This is a genomic window from Kosakonia oryzendophytica, assembly GCF_900094925.1.
Lineage (GTDB): Bacteria > Pseudomonadota > Gammaproteobacteria > Enterobacterales > Enterobacteriaceae > Kosakonia > Kosakonia oryzendophytica.
The window spans coordinates 309,028-325,355 of the sequence record NZ_FMAY01000002.1; the positions used below are offsets into that span (position 1 = coordinate 309,028).

18 protein-coding genes are annotated in these 16,328 nt (G+C 51.0%); 10 read left to right on the plus strand and 8 right to left on the minus strand.

What is annotated here, in order from left to right:
* Positions 1-362 precede the first annotated feature (362 nt).
* From mmuP to GA0061071_RS04630, 4 genes are all read left to right on the plus strand, one after another.
* Entirely contained in the window at positions 363-1,769 is a 1,407-nt protein-coding gene (gene mmuP / locus GA0061071_RS04615) for an S-methylmethionine permease (protein WP_061498064.1), read from the plus strand.
* The gene (mmuM, locus tag GA0061071_RS04620) at positions 1,756-2,685 is read left to right on the plus strand and encodes a homocysteine S-methyltransferase (RefSeq protein WP_088237304.1); all 930 of its coding nucleotides are present in this window, start codon (positions 1,756-1,758) and stop codon (positions 2,683-2,685) included. Before mmuP ends, mmuM begins: the two co-directional genes overlap by 14 nt.
* A 448-nt stretch (positions 2,686-3,133) precedes the next feature.
* The gene (locus GA0061071_RS04625) at positions 3,134-3,676 is read left to right on the plus strand and encodes a hypothetical protein (protein WP_061498060.1); all 543 of its coding nucleotides are present in this window, start codon (positions 3,134-3,136) and stop codon (positions 3,674-3,676) included.
* Positions 3,677-3,679: 3 nt separating this feature from the next.
* Complete coding sequence (locus GA0061071_RS04630; RefSeq protein ID WP_061498059.1) at positions 3,680-4,066, plus strand: putative T6SS immunity periplasmic lipoprotein; 387 nt, start codon at positions 3,680-3,682, stop codon at positions 4,064-4,066.
* Between the two features lie 188 nt (positions 4,067-4,254).
* Here the strand turns inward: GA0061071_RS04630 and GA0061071_RS04635 are convergent, their stop codons facing one another.
* A complete protein-coding gene (locus GA0061071_RS04635) occupies positions 4,255-4,974 on the minus strand; it encodes a hypothetical protein (RefSeq protein ID WP_139109643.1) in 720 nt (239 codons plus the stop codon).
* A gap of 286 nt (positions 4,975-5,260) precedes the next feature.
* Here GA0061071_RS04635 and GA0061071_RS04640 point away from each other — a divergent pair, with 286 nt between their 5' ends.
* Both GA0061071_RS04640 and GA0061071_RS04645 read left to right on the plus strand, forming a co-directional pair.
* Positions 5,261-5,674 carry a T6SS amidase immunity protein Tai4 family protein gene (locus GA0061071_RS04640; protein ID WP_088237305.1) on the plus strand — a complete coding sequence of 138 codons (414 nt, stop codon included), beginning with the start codon at positions 5,261-5,263 and terminating at the stop codon, positions 5,672-5,674.
* 121 nt (positions 5,675-5,795) lie between these two features.
* Positions 5,796-6,416 carry a DapH/DapD/GlmU-related protein gene (locus GA0061071_RS04645; RefSeq protein WP_088237306.1) on the plus strand — a complete coding sequence of 207 codons (621 nt, stop codon included), beginning with the start codon at positions 5,796-5,798 and terminating at the stop codon, positions 6,414-6,416.
* Between the two features lie 34 nt (positions 6,417-6,450).
* Here the strand turns inward: GA0061071_RS04645 and GA0061071_RS04650 are convergent, their stop codons facing one another.
* From GA0061071_RS04650 to GA0061071_RS04665, 4 genes are all read right to left on the minus strand, one after another.
* Entirely contained in the window at positions 6,451-7,800 is a 1,350-nt protein-coding gene (locus GA0061071_RS04650) for a GntP family permease (RefSeq protein ID WP_088237307.1), read from the minus strand.
* Positions 7,801-7,911: 111 nt separating this feature from the next.
* Complete coding sequence (locus GA0061071_RS04655) at positions 7,912-9,879, minus strand: YjhG/YagF family D-xylonate dehydratase (RefSeq protein WP_088237308.1); 1,968 nt, start codon at positions 9,877-9,879, stop codon at positions 7,912-7,914.
* Between the two features lie 9 nt (positions 9,880-9,888).
* Positions 9,889-10,794 (minus strand): dihydrodipicolinate synthase family protein, encoded by a 906-nt coding sequence (locus GA0061071_RS04660; RefSeq protein WP_088237309.1) that lies wholly within the window; start codon positions 10,792-10,794, stop codon positions 9,889-9,891.
* A 4-nt stretch (positions 10,795-10,798) separates the two neighbouring features.
* The gene (locus tag GA0061071_RS04665; RefSeq protein WP_061500206.1) at positions 10,799-11,587 is read right to left on the minus strand and encodes an IclR family transcriptional regulator; all 789 of its coding nucleotides are present in this window, start codon (positions 11,585-11,587) and stop codon (positions 10,799-10,801) included.
* Between the two features lie 353 nt (positions 11,588-11,940).
* Here GA0061071_RS04665 and GA0061071_RS04670 point away from each other — a divergent pair, with 353 nt between their 5' ends.
* Both GA0061071_RS04670 and GA0061071_RS04675 read left to right on the plus strand, forming a co-directional pair.
* Entirely contained in the window at positions 11,941-12,270 is a 330-nt protein-coding gene (locus tag GA0061071_RS04670) for a hypothetical protein (protein WP_061498044.1), read from the plus strand.
* 64 nt (positions 12,271-12,334) lie between these two features.
* Positions 12,335-13,144: a toll/interleukin-1 receptor domain-containing protein gene (locus tag GA0061071_RS04675; RefSeq protein WP_088237310.1), complete on the plus strand. Its 810-nt coding sequence runs from the start codon at positions 12,335-12,337 to the stop codon at positions 13,142-13,144.
* A gap of 125 nt (positions 13,145-13,269) precedes the next feature.
* Here GA0061071_RS04675 and GA0061071_RS04680 read toward each other — a convergent pair whose 3' ends face one another.
* The gene (locus GA0061071_RS04680; protein WP_061498041.1) at positions 13,270-13,818 is read right to left on the minus strand and encodes a flavodoxin family protein; all 549 of its coding nucleotides are present in this window, start codon (positions 13,816-13,818) and stop codon (positions 13,270-13,272) included.
* A gap of 26 nt (positions 13,819-13,844) precedes the next feature.
* The gene (locus GA0061071_RS04685) at positions 13,845-14,285 is read right to left on the minus strand and encodes a DoxX family protein (RefSeq protein WP_061498038.1); all 441 of its coding nucleotides are present in this window, start codon (positions 14,283-14,285) and stop codon (positions 13,845-13,847) included.
* Positions 14,286-14,449: 164 nt separating this feature from the next.
* On the opposite strand from GA0061071_RS04685, the gene GA0061071_RS04690 reads away from it, so the two are divergent.
* Entirely contained in the window at positions 14,450-14,848 is a 399-nt protein-coding gene (locus GA0061071_RS04690) for a winged helix-turn-helix transcriptional regulator (protein ID WP_061498036.1), read from the plus strand.
* Positions 14,849-14,876: 28 nt separating this feature from the next.
* Here the strand turns inward: GA0061071_RS04690 and GA0061071_RS04695 are convergent, their stop codons facing one another.
* Positions 14,877-15,122 carry a zinc ribbon domain-containing protein gene (locus tag GA0061071_RS04695; RefSeq protein WP_061498034.1) on the minus strand — a complete coding sequence of 82 codons (246 nt, stop codon included), beginning with the start codon at positions 15,120-15,122 and terminating at the stop codon, positions 14,877-14,879.
* Between the two features lie 150 nt (positions 15,123-15,272).
* Here GA0061071_RS04695 and GA0061071_RS04700 point away from each other — a divergent pair, with 150 nt between their 5' ends.
* Positions 15,273-16,310 carry a hypothetical protein gene (locus GA0061071_RS04700; RefSeq protein ID WP_088237311.1) on the plus strand — a complete coding sequence of 346 codons (1,038 nt, stop codon included), beginning with the start codon at positions 15,273-15,275 and terminating at the stop codon, positions 16,308-16,310.
* Positions 16,311-16,328 lie beyond the last annotated feature (18 nt).

Below are 16,328 nucleotides of genomic sequence, written 5' to 3' on the forward strand. Positions count from 1 at the left end.
TGTTAAGTGGGCGAGCGATAACATCATCAGGTGTTGATTTACCAGTATTTGGAAGGGCCTAATATTTCTTCACGAGTGCTCAAATTAATTACCTCACATATCCTTGTGCAGAGAATCGGTTTATTTTTACTTAAGCGGCGCAGTAAGTAAATTAATCTGCATCCGATGCGGGGTTTTTAAGATTTTTATAATGATGTTCTATATAAGTGATAAATGAATGCCTTACATTCAGGCAAGTTAATCAATGAAAAGCCTCCTTCCTTTTTTGTTGCTATCCGTTCATTCATCTGGCTTTTTTCCACCAATCACGATATAACAAATATCTATGGATGTTTAGATGTCTACACGTTTAGAAGGGTGATATGCAGACGCAACAGGAACCAGAAAAAGTACAGCTTAAGCGGACGATGAAAACCCGCCATCTGATCATGCTGTCGCTCGGCGGCGTGATTGGTACCGGGCTGTTTTTCAACACCGGTTATATCATTTCGACCACCGGGGCGGCGGGAACGCTGCTCGCTTACCTGATTGGCGCGCTGGTGGTCTGGCTGGTGATGCAGTGTCTGGGCGAACTCTCCGTGGCCATGCCGGAAACCGGCGCGTTTCACGTTTATGCCAGCCGTTACCTTGGCCCGGCGACCGGCTACACCGTCGCGTGGCTCTACTGGCTGACCTGGACGGTGGCGCTCGGCTCCAGCTTTACCGCCGCCGGGTTCTGCATGCAGTACTGGTTCCCGCAGGTCCCGGTATGGATATGGTGCGTGGTGTTCTGCGTGGTCATCTTTGGTCTGAATGTTATCTCTACCCGCTTTTTTGCCGAAGGTGAATTCTGGTTCTCGCTGGTGAAAGTGGTCACCATCATTGTCTTTATTGTGCTGGGCGGCGCGGCGATCTTTGGCTTTATCCCCATGCAAGATGGCTCTCCCGCGCCGGGGTTATCGAACATTACGGTGGAAGGGTGGTTGCCGCACGGCGCACTGCCGATCCTGATGACCATGGTCGCCGTTAACTTTGCGTTCTCTGGCACGGAACTGATTGGCATTGCGGCGGGGGAAACGGAAAACCCGCATAAAGCGATCCCGGTTGCCATTCGCAGCACCATTGCGCGGCTGGTGATCTTCTTTATTGGTACCGTGTGCGTGCTGGCGGCGCTAATCCCGATGCAGCAGGCCGGGGTAGAGAAAAGCCCGTTCGTGCTGGTGTTCGAAAAGGTGGGCATCCCGTATGCGGCGGACATCTTCAATTTCGTTATCCTGACGGCGATCCTCTCGGCGGCGAACTCGGGGCTGTATGCCTCCGGTCGTATGCTCTGGTCGCTGTCGAATGAAAACACGCTGCCGCGTTGCTTTGCCCGCGTCACGAAAAACGGTGTTCCGCTGACGGCATTGTCCGTGTCGATGCTCGGGGGTGTGCTGGCACTCTTCTCCAGCGTCGTCGCACCCGACACGGTGTTCGTTGCGCTGTCGGCGATCTCCGGCTTTGCGGTGGTGGCGGTGTGGATCAGCATCTGCGCCGCGCATTTTATGTTCCGCCGTCGCCATCTTCAGGCCGGAAAACCGCTGAGTGACTTGCAGTACCGCGCGCCCTGGTATCCGCTGGTGCCGGTGCTGGGTTTTGTGCTGTGCCTGGTCGCCTGCATCGGGCTGGCGTTTGATCCCAGCCAGAGAATTGCCCTCTATTGCGGGCTGCCGTTTGTCGCCCTGTGTTATGGTGCGTACTATCTGACCCGAACCCTGAAAACGCAGGAGCCTGAACATGTCGCAGAATAATCCGCTGAGCCACATCCTCGAAAAACAGCCGTTTATCGTGCTGGATGGGGCCATGGCAACGGAGCTGGAAGCGCGCGGATGCAACCTCGCCGATAGCCTGTGGTCCGCCAAAGTATTAATGGAAAACCCGGCGCTGATCCGCGAAGTGCATCTCGACTATTTTCGTGCCGGGGCGCAGGTGGCGATTACCGCAAGCTACCAGGCCACACCCGCAGGCTTTGCTGCCCGCGGGCTGGATGAGGCGCAGTCGCTGGCGCTGATTGGTAAGAGCGTGGAGCTGGCGCGAAAGGCGCGCGAAGCGTTCCTCGCTGAAAAAACTAACGTGGGCACGTTGCTGGTGGCTGGCTCCGTGGGGCCTTATGGCGCGTTTCTGGCGGATGGTTCGGAATACCGGGGGGACTATGTGCGCAGTCATGAGGAATTTATCGCCTTTCATCGCCCGCGAGTGCAGGCGCTACTGGATGCCGGTGCCGATCTGCTGGCGTGCGAAACGCTGCCGTCTTTTGCTGAGAGCAAAGCGCTGGCGGATTTGTTGAGCGACTATCCCCGCGCCCGTGCCTGGTTCTCGTTTACCCTGCGCGACAGCGAGCATTTAAGCGATGGAACACCACTGCGCGAGGTGGTTAGCGTGCTGGCGGCCTATCCGCAGATTGTGGCGCTGGGCATCAACTGCATTGCGCTGAAAGAGACCACCCCGGCGTTGAAACACCTGCAAAGCCTGACCGCGCTGCCGCTGGTGGTTTATCCCAACTCTGGCGAGCACTACGATGCCGTCACTAAAACGTGGTGCAGCCACGGTGACGCGAGCGAAACGCTGGCGGGCTATTTGCCGCAATGGCTGGAGGCGGGCGCGAAGCTTATCGGCGGATGCTGCCGGACCACACCAAAAGATATCGCTGCGTTGAAAGCGGGATGAGAGAGCAAAGCGTAAAATATTAGTCGCGTGATCTCAATGAACCCGGCGGTAGTGATAGCGCCGGGTATGCTCATGTGCAGGATTTATAATGAAGAGATTATGCTCCGCTTTCTCAGCGCGAGTTAATTGTTGTACCACAAGAGCAACTGCCATGGCATATCATCGGTGTGTTCAGGATAATGTCTGCCATTATCCTGATCTAAGGGCGAAAAATTGCCCGCAGTGACTCTACATCGCAGTTTTAAATTCGGTCGCGAAGTGACTTTATCGTTATTTGTGATGAGATGAATAATCGATATTTGTATGGTTTAATTCATATCATCTGTTTGCTTGTCTCTTCTATGAAAATAAAATCCGAATTTGTTATTTCTGCGTTTTCACACGGAAAAACAAAAATCCCTTTCCCCGATAATGGTGCGCAATAAAATGTGAACCAAAGGAAGGAACAATGACCACAGGAAGTGGAGAAGGGACTCTGCGGCTTATGACGCAGAGTGAGATTGTAATGGCGCGCCGGATTTATGGTGATTCGATTGTTTACAGCCGTGTCTGGGTACATTGTGACAGTTACTTACCTTTTGGCTGGCAACATCCAAAATTTGCGATGGCGCCAAATGGCGAACTTTGGTTCAGAAAAGAGCTCTATAAAGATGATTTTTCTGACATCAGCGTGGCTCTTATGGATAAGCATATATTTATTCATGAGTTAGGACACGTCTGGCAACATCAACATGGCCAGTGGGTACGTACACGAGGTTTGTTTAGCTGGGCGGCGAATTACTACTATAGGCTCGACAAGGAAAAACTTACAGACTACCCCCTTGAACAACAAGCATCTATCTTTGCCGATTACTGGTTAATTTTAGTCTATGGATTATCAACGTGGCTGGCGTTCCAACAACCTCGAGGTGGAGGTAAATATAGGGGAGATGATAATATCCACGACATTCCTGCATTGTATAAAAAGATCATCACCGGAAGAGGATCATGAGCAATGAAACCCTACCTGTTACTGAGCGCTGTTCTCTTGTTATCCGGTTGCCCGGGTTATTCTGATCGTATGGCGGATAGGGTTACTGCAAATGTGTCGCTCCGAAACGGGAGCATCTGTATTACATATCCCTCACAGTATGGCGATCGCATCATTGCTGCCGAGATATCCAGTGCTTCGGGCGAAACAGTAAACCACGCTTTCTATGAGAATCCCTTTATTCCTGATGGTGACCGTTGTCTGCCAACGTTGGGTTACGTGTTTAAATCGGGCATGAAGCATTCCGTTAATTACACGTTAGATAACACCCGATTCGATATGTGGAAAATAGTGACGGTAACGTTTGAGATCGATCCAGATGTACCGGGAAAAATCAGAATCGAACGATAAAAAAAGAAATGATGATAGTAATCAGAATAAGTGGACTGACTACGCAGAATATTGAAAAAGCGCCTTCACGCCAAAAGATATCGCTGCGTTGAAAGAATGGCGTGAGTCTTAAGAGTAACCTGCCGATAGCGGTCAATATTGCTGTACGTTGACCGCTATCGAAAAAAACTGAATACGCTGAGTATCTGTCAGTTAAATTTCACACTGTGTAATACCGTATCGATTTCATTTTTGCTGGCCTGGCTCGTGACGTTATAGGTAACGGTCAGCACAGCCGTTTTTTCCGCAAGCGGGAGCTGGTAGCTCTTCACCTCCCAGTCGTCATTGTCCAGGATACCTTTGCGATGAAACTCAGCAAGAAATGCGGGCGTGTTATTGACAGTGGATAATGAGCAGGTGACCGCGCTGGTGAGTGTGCTGTTGATCTTTTCCAGTGACGGCGTTAATGACGACGAGATCACTTCGCAAACATCGTCGATATTACTGCGGGTGAGGTGGAGTAAATCATCTTTTCCAAACGACTTATCCGTGAAAACCACTCTTACCGTCGCGGTGTTTAACTTGCCGTCTTTGTTTGCATTGGCGGAAAGCGAAATGGCTTTATCATCCCGGGAGATACCGGTTACAGACTCGCTGACTTTTTCAAGCTCTTTGGTTTGTTCTGCTGACATCAATACCCATGTTTCTGGCAGTTCAAGGCTCAGCCCGTAACCTGCCTGATGACGTTGGTAACCTTGATGAGGCGCATCAACGGCGGCGGCTGTCTGTGCGTGTGCTGCGTCTGTATTGGATGTTTCTTGTTTTGTTTTCTTGTCATCAGCGGCAAAGAAGAAAATAACGTTAACGACAATAACGAGTACTACCAGGAGCAAAAGCCCTTTTGTTTTAGTCATGACTATTCCATTCAATCATACAGTGTTGTCCTGGCGGCATATCTTATAGGCTTGCAATTTATGCGGCAATAATTGTATTTGTGGCGTGTAAATATATAGGTGCTGCCAATCATAAAATGTTATTTGCCCTGTGCAGATCTTTCATTCCGTAGCGCTAACTGCAATTAAGTCGATTCTTAATCGAAATTCCTTTCCATTAAGAAACTCAATTCCAGCATCATGCTCAGTGCTACGATCACTGTTATTTCAATCAACCCGGCGTAAATTATAAAACTGAGCATGCCAACTTCTGGGCTTTACCATGAAAAAACTGTTTGTTGTACTGCTGACGGTACTGTCGTTCAGCGCTGTTGCCGCTGACGCACAACGTCCTGATGCTGCGAGCCGTACTTATGCGCAAAATTATAAAGACGCTGCGTTAGCACTTTGTGTCGCAAAAGCGTATGCCAGTGAACCGGGAGCCAGTAAAGATGCTGCTGCCAGCGCCAGTGGTCTGGACAACTGGAGCGAATACGATGCGGAAAAAGGTGCGGGTAAGATGGGCGAGTTGGTTGATAAATATCTGGCCCGTGAATATCACTCCCATCAGGGGAACGACGTAAAACTGAACCTGATGAAATGCATCGATATGTATCACAGCGCCGGGCTTGAGCAGCAGGTCCGGGATTATGTTCCGCATCCGAAACGAAGCTGGATGCAGGACAACCCGAAGTAACGCTTATCTCTCAATGACATAAAGCCGCTTTGCTGCGGCTTTATTTACCCGCCACTTCCCGTCATTTTCCCTACACAGATCTCTCATACAGTAGCGCTATCTGTGATGAGGGGAATAAGCGATGAAGCTCGTAAAATTAGCGGAAACCTGGATCGATCCGACGGTTCGCCTGCGCGAATGCAGGATCGGCCAACAGTGCGAAGTGCTCGCCAATAGCCTGATGGAGTACAGCATGCTGGGGGATTTCTCCTACTTGGGGGAGTACTGCACCGTAGCCGACGCGGAGATCGGTAAATTCACAGCAATTGCCAATAACGTACGCATTGGCGCGCCGAATCACCCGATGGAACGCCCGTCACAGCACCGCATTACCTATTGCCCGGAATACTACTCTGCCAGCGCCACGCGCGATCACGACTTCTTCGCCCGCCGTCGCGGCGACAGCGTCATTATTGGCAATGATGTATGGATCGGTCATGCGGCGATCGTATTACCTGGTGTCACTGTGGGCGACGGGGCTGTTATCGCCGCGGGTGCAGTGGTGAGCAAAGACGTTGCGCCGTACACCATTGTCGGCGGTGTACCGGCGAAAACTATTCGTTTGCGATTTTCCCCACAGGTTGCCCGTCAGTTGCAGCAAATCGCCTGGTGGGACTGGCCGCTCGAGACCATCATCGAGCGGCTGGCTGACTTTCAGGATGAACACATTGAGGTGTTTTGCGAAAAGTGGGGGAGCCAGTGAACCGTGCGGACGGTTCACTGAAGGTGAGTGATAATCAGATAACCATGCTGGCGAGCAGAATAAACAGCAATCCGGATATGGAGAGCAGTGTCGACATCAGCGTCCAGGAGAGTAATGTCTCTTTGGTGGTCAGCCCGAAGAAATCTTTAATCATCCAGAAGCTGGCATCATTGACATGAGAGCAAATGCAGGAACCTGCACCTGTCGCCAGCGTAATCAACGCGAGGTTGGTGTTTGGATGTGCAGCCAGTAGCGGGATGACCAGCCCTGCGGTAGAGATGGCCGCCACTGTTGCTGAACCCAGGCAAATCCTCAGGAAGGCGGCAACGCCCCAGGCCATCAGAATCGGGTTGATGTCCATTCCCGATACCAACGTGGAAATATACTGACCGACACCCGAGTCGATTAATACCTGTTTGAACGCGCCACCGCCGCCAATGATGAGCAGCAGACCGGCGATGCCGGCAATCGCCTTACCGCAGGAATCCATCAGTTCCGGGATGGTTTTTCCCCTGCCTACGCCCATTGTGTAGATGGCGAACAGCAGTGAAATCAGCATCGCAATGGTGGAGTTGCCTAAAAACAGCATGATATTAAAGAGCACACCTGGGTCGCCTGCATCTTTCGACCGTGCCATCTGCATAATGGTCACCAGCGCCATCAAAATAACCGGCAACATGGCGGTTAAGAAGCTAATACCAAACCCTGGCATCTCGCTTTCACTAAAGGTGCGGGTTGCGCCAAGGGAAGCAATATTGCCCTCTTTTTTAAACGCTTCCGGGATCAGGCGCTGGCACACTTTATTCAGCAACGGTCCACAGAGAATAAAGCAGGGAATACCGACCACAATGCCATAAATCAGCACCATTCCCACATCGGCACCATATTCTCTGGCGATCACCGTCGGGCCAGGATGGGGTGGCAGAAAACCGTGCGCCACTAACAGACCAGCCAGCATAGGCACGCACATATACATCGGCGAAATTTTGGCTTCGCGGGCGATGGCAAATAAAATGGGCACCAGCAGAATCAGCCCCACTTCAAAGAACAGCGCAATCCCGACGATAAACGCAGAACAGACGACGGCCCAGTCCAGCTTTTTCGCACCGAAATATTTCAACATTGTTAGCGCAATACGTTGCGCGCCCCCGGCATCGGCTAACAATCGGCCAAGCATAACGCCAAAGCCAAAGATCAGGCCGATATGGCCGAGCGTGCCGCCAAGCCCGGACTCAACTGAGGCGACAACTTTACTGAGTTGCATTCCACTGGCGATGGCGACGCCTATCGACACAATAATTAAAGAAACAAAGGTATTTAATTTAATTCTTATGGTTAAAAGCAGGAGTACAGCAATACCTGCCACAACGATAAATAGTGGCATAACGACCTCTCATTATTCAGGTAATAACCCACCATAATCCAGGCTGTCGCGATATTTTCGTCAACAGTCTGAATTATTTAGGGTGAAGATGTTCTTATCGGTTTATTGTTTTCAGGATTTATTTATAGCGCCTCGTAGAGCTTCATTTATTTTATCGACGTCGTAAATACATCCGCGCCAGGTTCCTCCACTCACCGCCTGAAGCATGGCCCAAAGCCGCGTGTCGTCTGGCAGTTCAGGATCTGGCATCAGATCCGGATGGCTACTTCTGGCATGTAAAATAACGCTGGCTTCCTCCCGTGATGGTAATTTTTTATCGGTGCTGCTACCTAAGAAATTGACTTCTCCCTGGAGTTGGCGGCAGTCAATTTTAATTTCTATCAGATCCCCGGTGCGTAATTTCCCGATTGCACCTCCCGCCAGTGCTTCTGGCCCAACATGGCCAATACAGGCACCGGTAGAAACCCCGGAGAAACGGGCATCCGTAATCAGTGATACATATTTACCGTAAGAGAGGTGTTTCAGTGCGCTGGTAACCTGATAGGTCTCTTCCATCCCGGTACCAGATGGGCCAACGCCAATGATCACCAGGATATCTCCGGCTTTAATTTTATCGTGCTTGATATCGTAAATGGCTGTTTTTTCGGACGTGTAAACTTTGGCTACGCCTTTGTGGTAATAGATCCCCTGTTCGTTAATGACCGAGGCATCAATGGCCGTCGATTTTATTACCGAACCCTCCGGCGCGATATTCCCTACCGGGAAGGTGATCGTGGAGGTTAAGCCACGTTTGTGCGCCTGTTGCGGTGACATGATCACCTCATCCGGCTCGACCTGTTCCTGCGCACGTAGCAGTGCTTTAAACCGCTGACGCCGTTCCGAGTGCTCCCACCAGTCGAGGTTTTCTTTCAGCGTACAGCCCGTGACGGTCATGACCTCTTCGTGCAGCAGACCCAGGTTACGCAGGTGCAACATCACTTCCGGTACGCCGCCCGCCATAAAGGCATTCACGGTAGGGTGATAAACCGGCCCGTTTGGCAGCACGCTCACCAGTCGCGGCACCCGTTTATTAATGCGGGTCCAGTCCTCGACGGTTGGAATACGGCAACCGGCCTGGTGAGCAATGGCCGGGATATGCAACAGCAGGTTCGTGGAACCGCCAAATGCGGCGTGCACCACCATGGCGTTTTCAATCGCTTCATCAGTGAGGATATCTTTGGTGGTGATGCCGCGTTGGCTCAGGTGCAGTGCAGCCCGCGCGGAGGCTCTGGCGATCTCTTGCCAGACAGGTTCGCCGGAAGGGGCCAGCGCGGAATGGGGAAGCGCGAGCCCAAGGCCTTCCGCCACGACCTGCGATGTCCCAGCAGTACCCAGAAACTGGCAGCCGCCACCGGAAGAGGCGCACGCCTGGCAGCCCGCACGACGTGCGGCCTGTAGCGACAGTTCTCCGTTGGCGAAGCGTGCGCCAATGGTCTGTACCTTACCGTTGTCCTCTCCATGACGGGCAGGCAAGGTCGCACCGCCGGGGATCAGTACCGTCGCTGTGTCGTGCTGGGACGCCAGTGCCATCATGGTTGCCGGCAGGCCTTTATCGCAGGTGGCCACGCCGATAACCGCTTTTGCGCCGGGCAAAGAACGGATCAGGCGGCGCATCACCATGGAGGCGTCATTCCGGTACGGCAGCGAATCAAACATCCCGGTTGTCCCCTGCGTGCGACCATCACAAGGGTCGGAGACATAGACGGCATAGGGCAGAGCGTTGTGCGTCTTGATCACCTCTGCCGCCGCCTTCATCTGTATATCCAGCTCGTAATGCCCCTGATGAAGTGCCAGCGCAACAGGTTTGCCGTCTGCGCCGCGTAGTCCACCCAGCGTGCTGAGCAGTAAAATACCGTCCCGATCCAGTTCGTCGGGTGTCCAGCCCATGCCCGCATTCATGGTCATGCCAAAAATGTCGCCGCTGGGGCGGTTAATCAACATGTCAGGTGTGAGCGGCAGTTCACCCTGCGGCCCTGCGGCATGGGTTCTGACGCAATAAATATCCTGGCTGTTGTTATCTAAAATATCGCGAACCGACATGGTGCCCCCTTATGGTTGTAAAATTCCCTGCGCCATCAATAACGCATGAACTTTCTCTTTTGCCTCTTCCGATGCCTCTAAGATAGGTGGCAGACAATATGTCTCCACGGGCAACCCAACACATTGCATTGCGTACTTGATGAGGGAGACGAACGGCGTTTCCAGGGAATAAATCGACGGTAATTGCAGCAGTTTTTTATTCAGCGTGGCGGCAGTGGCGAGATCGTCATTGCGCCAGGCGTTATAAATGCCCACGGATAAGTCCGGCGCGAAATTGGCGCTGGCGGTAATCGCACCCGCACCGCCCAATAGCAGCGTATTCAGTAAGTGATCATCGTAGCCACAGAACACCGCGAACTCAGGACGCACGGCTTTGACAGTGTTGATCATTGCGCGCAAGTGACCCACGCTGTCGATGGTGTCTTTGATGCCGACGATGTTCTCATTTTGCAGCGCCAGCCGTTTGACGGTCTCCGGCGTTAAGTCCTGACCGGTCAGATCCGGAAAGTTATAAATGATCACTGGCAGACTGACACTGCGGGCGATTTGCTGGTAATAATCGTCCAGATTGCGCGGGGCGACTTTCCAGTAATAGGGGTTAATTGCGACGATGCCGTCGGCACCACTGGCCTCGGCATGGCGCGCCAGCTTCACGGCTTCGTCCGTCGAAGGGGAGCCGACACCAATTAATACGGGGACCCGCCCGGCAACCACTGCGATAGCGTTTTCGGCGAAAGCCATCCGTTGACTGGCGTTCATCTGGCTGAATTCGCCGCCTGTGCCCAGATAAAAAAGTCCGTCCACGCCTTTTTTTATGAGAAAATCAGCAACCTGTTGCATCGCTGTTTTATCGATTGTCCCGTCGCGATGAAACGTGCTGGAGACTGGCGGAATAATTCCCCTGAATGTCTTCATTACTTCAGTTTCCTTTTCTTAAATATTCGTTGTCATTCCTGTATCCCAGTCCATATGATATTTGTCCGGCGCATTGCCGAAGCAATTCCAGATAACCGTCGATCTTATTACCCGAATAAACAATCGGGTCACCCGATAAGGAGATCGCATAGTTAACCCGGTTATACATATTAAATACCGGCATACTTAAACAGACGGCACCATAAGTTGACTCTTCATTGTCGATGGCCCATCCCCGTAGTCGCGTTTTCTGTAACTCCTCCAGAAACAGTTTCTTATCGGTAAACGTATTGCTGGTGTGTTTTTTCAGGGTTAACGCATTTAAAAAATAATCAATCTCTTCGCGGGGTTTCCATGCTAATAATGCCTTGCCCAGCGCGGTGATATGCAATTCCAGTTTTTTACCAATCCAGCTTTTGCGTGTGGGTACAGAACTCGGGCTTTCGACTTTGTCGAGGTAGATGGCTGAATAACTCTCCATCGCGCCTAAATGGCACACCAGCCCGCTTTTCATCGACAGTTCCTGCATGGGGCGTTTGGTCACTTCGAAAATATTTTTCCGGTGTAACGCCTGACAACCCAGTTCATAATTTTTAATCCCCAGCGCATACTGGTTACTCTCGTTTTTAACCAAAAAGCCACAATCCACCATCACATTTAATAAATTAAGCAAGCTGCTTTTGGGAAGCTGAAATTCTTTTAACAGTTCCATATAGCTCGCCACGCCAACATAGGCGATGTGAGTTAATATTTTTTCTGCGCGAATCAGCGAATTACACCCTTTTCCCGCCATCATTTTGCCCTCTTGCTGTTGATATAAAGTTTATCCATCCGGGAGGGTGGAAAATATATAGAGTTCAACAGGCTGAACCGGGATGAAGGAATGAAACGTGATCTAATACGCAGTTTGACAAATAGAGGGATGAGTGCGGTTGTGCGCAAAGGGCAACCAACATATCGATAAGCGCCACACCACGCCACAGGTCAAAAACGGTTGAGAATGGCCTTACCTGATAAACGGCCTGGAGGGAATGACCGTTTCTTCCGCCGTCATGAAAACGCAAAATGACAAGCCGTGTAACAATCTCGACTGTGGTTGCTGCAGGAATTTGCTACGCTGAATGATAAAAATTACGAGTGATCCCAATGAAAATACTGATCTTTATTCTTATCACTTTTGCTGCCGGGGCTGCATATGCCGACACGTACCAGCAAATCACCACCAGTAACAAACCGCGTACGTTGGTCACCGGGCCGGATACGTTCAAAAACCGTCTGCGCTACTGGTTTTTGATGGATGATGGCAACCCTTCCGTCTATGAAGTCGTGGAAAAAAACCGTAAGGGAGAGTGGGTGAATGTGGTGCATCCTGATCAGAATCCGGTACTGATCATCAAAGGCAATACACTGCGTATTGAACACCGCGACGGCAATAAGCTGATAAGCATGGAGCAATTCGCGAGAACCACGGATTGATGCGTTTTTACTGAGGAAATAGACTAACGTTATCCCTGACATTGTTTAAGAAAAGGAGGTTGAAATGAGTCATGACTTTTTATATATGTTCGAATGTGATTACGGTTCCAGAACGCAAGAGAAAAAGTTTATCAAAGATATCCTTAATCATTTCGATAAAGATTATGCGACTATGGTCGGCCTTGTCGTGAACAATAATCCATATTGCCTTTCATTTCATGTTGCCGTGAATTTGCAAAAGGATCCTGTGTATTTTGAGCAATGGCTTCGTGATAATTATCCTGAAAAAATAAAAAGACATAATATGTTCGTAAAGGATATTTTACCCTACAACGTAGTAACATTGCTTAATGCAGAAATGGTCGATCTTTTTATAACTGCAAATGGTGGTGGACACCCGTTTCTTTGGTCAGAAAGAGATGTTCTGGAAAAAGAATACCCTCAATATATCGATTTCAAGAAAAGAGAAGCAAAGGTTTTTTTAAGTCATTCATCATTAGACAAAAACAATATTGTTTTTCCTCTACACTCTTACTTACAGGCCAACGATGTTGCGACATGGCTTGATACTTATGAAATTGACTATGGCGATAATATCGTTCTGAAAGTTAATGAAGGCATAGATAAGGCTGATATTGGTCTGTTTATTTTAACGGATAATTTTTTTGCTAAACGCAGTGGTTGGCCCTTGGCTGAATTCACAACATTTTTTATGAGCTTAATGAATTCTGATAAGAAAATACTGATGATCGATGCCGGTGTGTCACCTGAGAACATGTTGCCGATGATGAAATCATATCGATATCTGCGTTGGGACAACGGTTCTGGATTGCCGGAAATAGCGAATGCGGTGAAAAGAATCATGGCTAAATGAGCAGAACTGTCTAATCAAAATATCGGTGTTGTCGGTTGATCGCATTTCTGCTGCTGGCGTTAAGGCCCGTATTGTTAAAATAAAGCCAGGTAACCCCGGCCTTATCTTAATCAAGTAAGGCAAACTCAGTGAAAGCGACGGGTAATATCCGCAACGCGTTGACCGAATTTCACTGCGGTATCCAGGTCGCCGGAGGCGATTTGGTCGGCACCGGCATCAGACGGAGACTGTACCAGCAGGCCGACGGAGCCGCCAAGGTTGTTAATGTCCTGGCGCGTCGCGGCCAGCGTGTTAGCGGGCAGCAGGCCGAGGCTGACCCAGATGCCGCCATGCTGTGACGCTAGGGTTTGCAGGTATTGCAGCGAAACCTGTTTGTCACCATTCAGGCTGGCGCTGTTGCTGAAGCCGGCAAACACTTTGTCCTGCCAGGCGCGAGTGAACCAGGCTTTGGAGCTGGCGTCGGCGAACTTTTTAAACTGCCACGGCACGCCGCCCATATAGGTCGGGGCACCAAAAATGATCGCCTTCGCGTCATTCAGCGCCTGCCAGTCGCTCTCCTGAATGTCACCATTATTATCTACTGCAATAAGCTGTGCATTCGCGCCTTCGGCCACTTTTTCCGCTACGGCTTTGGTGTGCCCATAACCAGAATAATAAACCACAACAATTGACATATTTTTCTCCTGTTAATGAGAGATAACTAACGCCATTCTTTTTCTTTATCGGCAGACAGGGCATATTTCCCCGCGCCCAAAAACATAATGCTCAGGCCACCCAGGAAATAGAGCGCCTCACTTTCCAGACCCCACGCACCAACGTCGGTCAGGGTAAAGAATTTACCCATGCCCACCAGTAATGTGGCGACCAGAATATTAAATGCGTAAATAAACGCCGCCTGGCGGGTAAACAGCCCAATAATAATCAGTAGCGGAGTGATGATTTCACCAATAAATACGCCGTAAGCGATAAACCCAGGTAATCCCTTCGCCGCCAGCATACCGGCGATCCAGCTTACACCATGCTGCACTTTGGCAACGCCGTGGAATAGCATCAGCACGCCAAAGGTCAGGCGCAGCAACAACTTGCCAAAATCCGGGTGCGAAGTGAGGCTAATAAATGCCTGATTTAACCGCGTAATCATCCTTTTTCCTTTCAATCCTGTAGGAGAATTTTTGCCATTTCTGGCACCTTAGTATCAAATAGAAACTTAGGTTTGAGTTATACACACCCCGCTGCGGTTGCGGAAGAAGGCACCCAAAGGTCACTACGTTTCCTTGAGGAAACCTACTACGAGAATTTGTCGTTATGATTAAGCCGTCCATTCCTTACGATATTTATGATAACCGCTGCCCCACGCGCGACATGCTGTCGCGTCTGGCGGATAAATGGGCACTGTTAGTGCTGGCGCGCCTGGAGAACGGGCCGATGCGTTTTAACGGTCTGAAGCGGGATATTCGGTTGATCACACAAAAGGTACTGACCCAGACACTGCGCAAGCTGGAGCGCGACGGCATTATTGCCCGTGAAGTGTTCTATACCGTGCCGGTATCGGTTGAGTACAGTCTCACACCTCTCGGGCGCACGCTGACGGAAACCGTCTCGGTGCTGGCTCACTGGGTTGAACACAATATGGATGCCGTACTGGCTGCGCAGGCGGCATATGACGAGGCCAATGCGCCGAAAATAAAGGAACCCACGGTGTAACGAGGGTTCCACAATCTCCAACAAATAGTTAAGCCCGATCGGCCCAGGCGGGCATCGACGTCAGATAACGAACGGCGCGTTTGCGCGCTTCTTCGTTGCCCACGTTTTGCCAGGAATCGAGAAACTGCGCGAGACCGGATACGGCCTCTTCCCAGGACTTCAGGTTACCTTCGCTGTCGGTGCAGTAAGCACAATAGTGGTCACTCGGGCCACGGGCATCGGGTGCGGAAAGTGGCATTCCGCAGGAGTGGCAGTACTGTTCTGGGTGTGGCATGGTGCGCTCCTTGTCTTTGGGTTGGACGATAAATATACAACTCCGGCGAAGAGCATGTTGTCCCTTCGATCAAATAACCAGATTATTTTTATGGTTATAAGGCAATCGCTGTTGCCGTACACTTTCCTCTCACATCGCAAGGAGAACGCAATGACTGAGTACTGGTGGAAGGATCTTCGCGATCGCGACGACAGCTGGCAAGGACTGGAACTGAGGGTGCGTGCGGGCGACGGTCAGGCCATGGAGATGCAGAGTGGACACAACGGCCGCATGGCGTTGCAGGTAAACGGTGAAACGTTGTTCTGGGCAACGATGCTGAAAGATCACGCTGGCGTCTGGTTGGTGTTTAACGGGGAGCATCCCGCCCAGGCGTTGTTGCTGCCTGCGGTGACATCTGCGGAGGTGGAGAGCGCGAAACGGGCCGGAGAATCGAACTGGCAAAGTCACTGGTGCCGCTATTTTGCGCGGCAGTTAATGGAAGCCCCTACGCCACTGTTACCGCCCGGCCGCTGGTTGCTACGACCGATGGAGCAGGTAAAGCCGACCGCGCCCTATATCGTCAATAAGCCCCTGCCATTTGAGCAGTGGCGCTTTCAGACCCCTGCCAGCAGTGCACAGATCAGCGTCAATTGGGCGCTTTACAGCGAAGATTTTCCCGATCTGCAAAACCCGGAAAAAGTCACCTTTGTCGACTGGTGGTGGGGCGGTCATCTGCTGCTTGCCCGCTATCCGGTTGAGGCCAACAGCGGGCGGGTAAAATGGTGGCGCAAGAAGTGCCGTGAGAACGCGCTGCCGCCGGTTCTGGTGTGGTTTATCGCCGGGCTGGCTTCGTTTGTCATCCTCGATGGGCATGACCGTTTGCAGGCGGCAATACTTGAAGGCACGCAACCGCAATTTCTCGTACTCAGTGAACTGAGCGAGCAGGTCTATACCCCGAATGAAGAGACGCGGGAGCGTGTTTTACACTCGCTGGCTATTCAGCAGGAGAAGTGTAAAAAAACCGGCGCGAATATTGATGCCATGAATCAGTCGCTGCTGAATTTGTACGATACCCGCTATCTTTATGCGCAAACTCATAGCCGTGCAGTGCTGGGGGATGGGAAAGGCTGGGAACGCGCGGTGACCGCTTATTTGCAGCGCCACCAGCTCAACGACTATCTGCCGAAGATCCTGGCGCGAGAGGAATAATGCCATTTGCCATCAAAA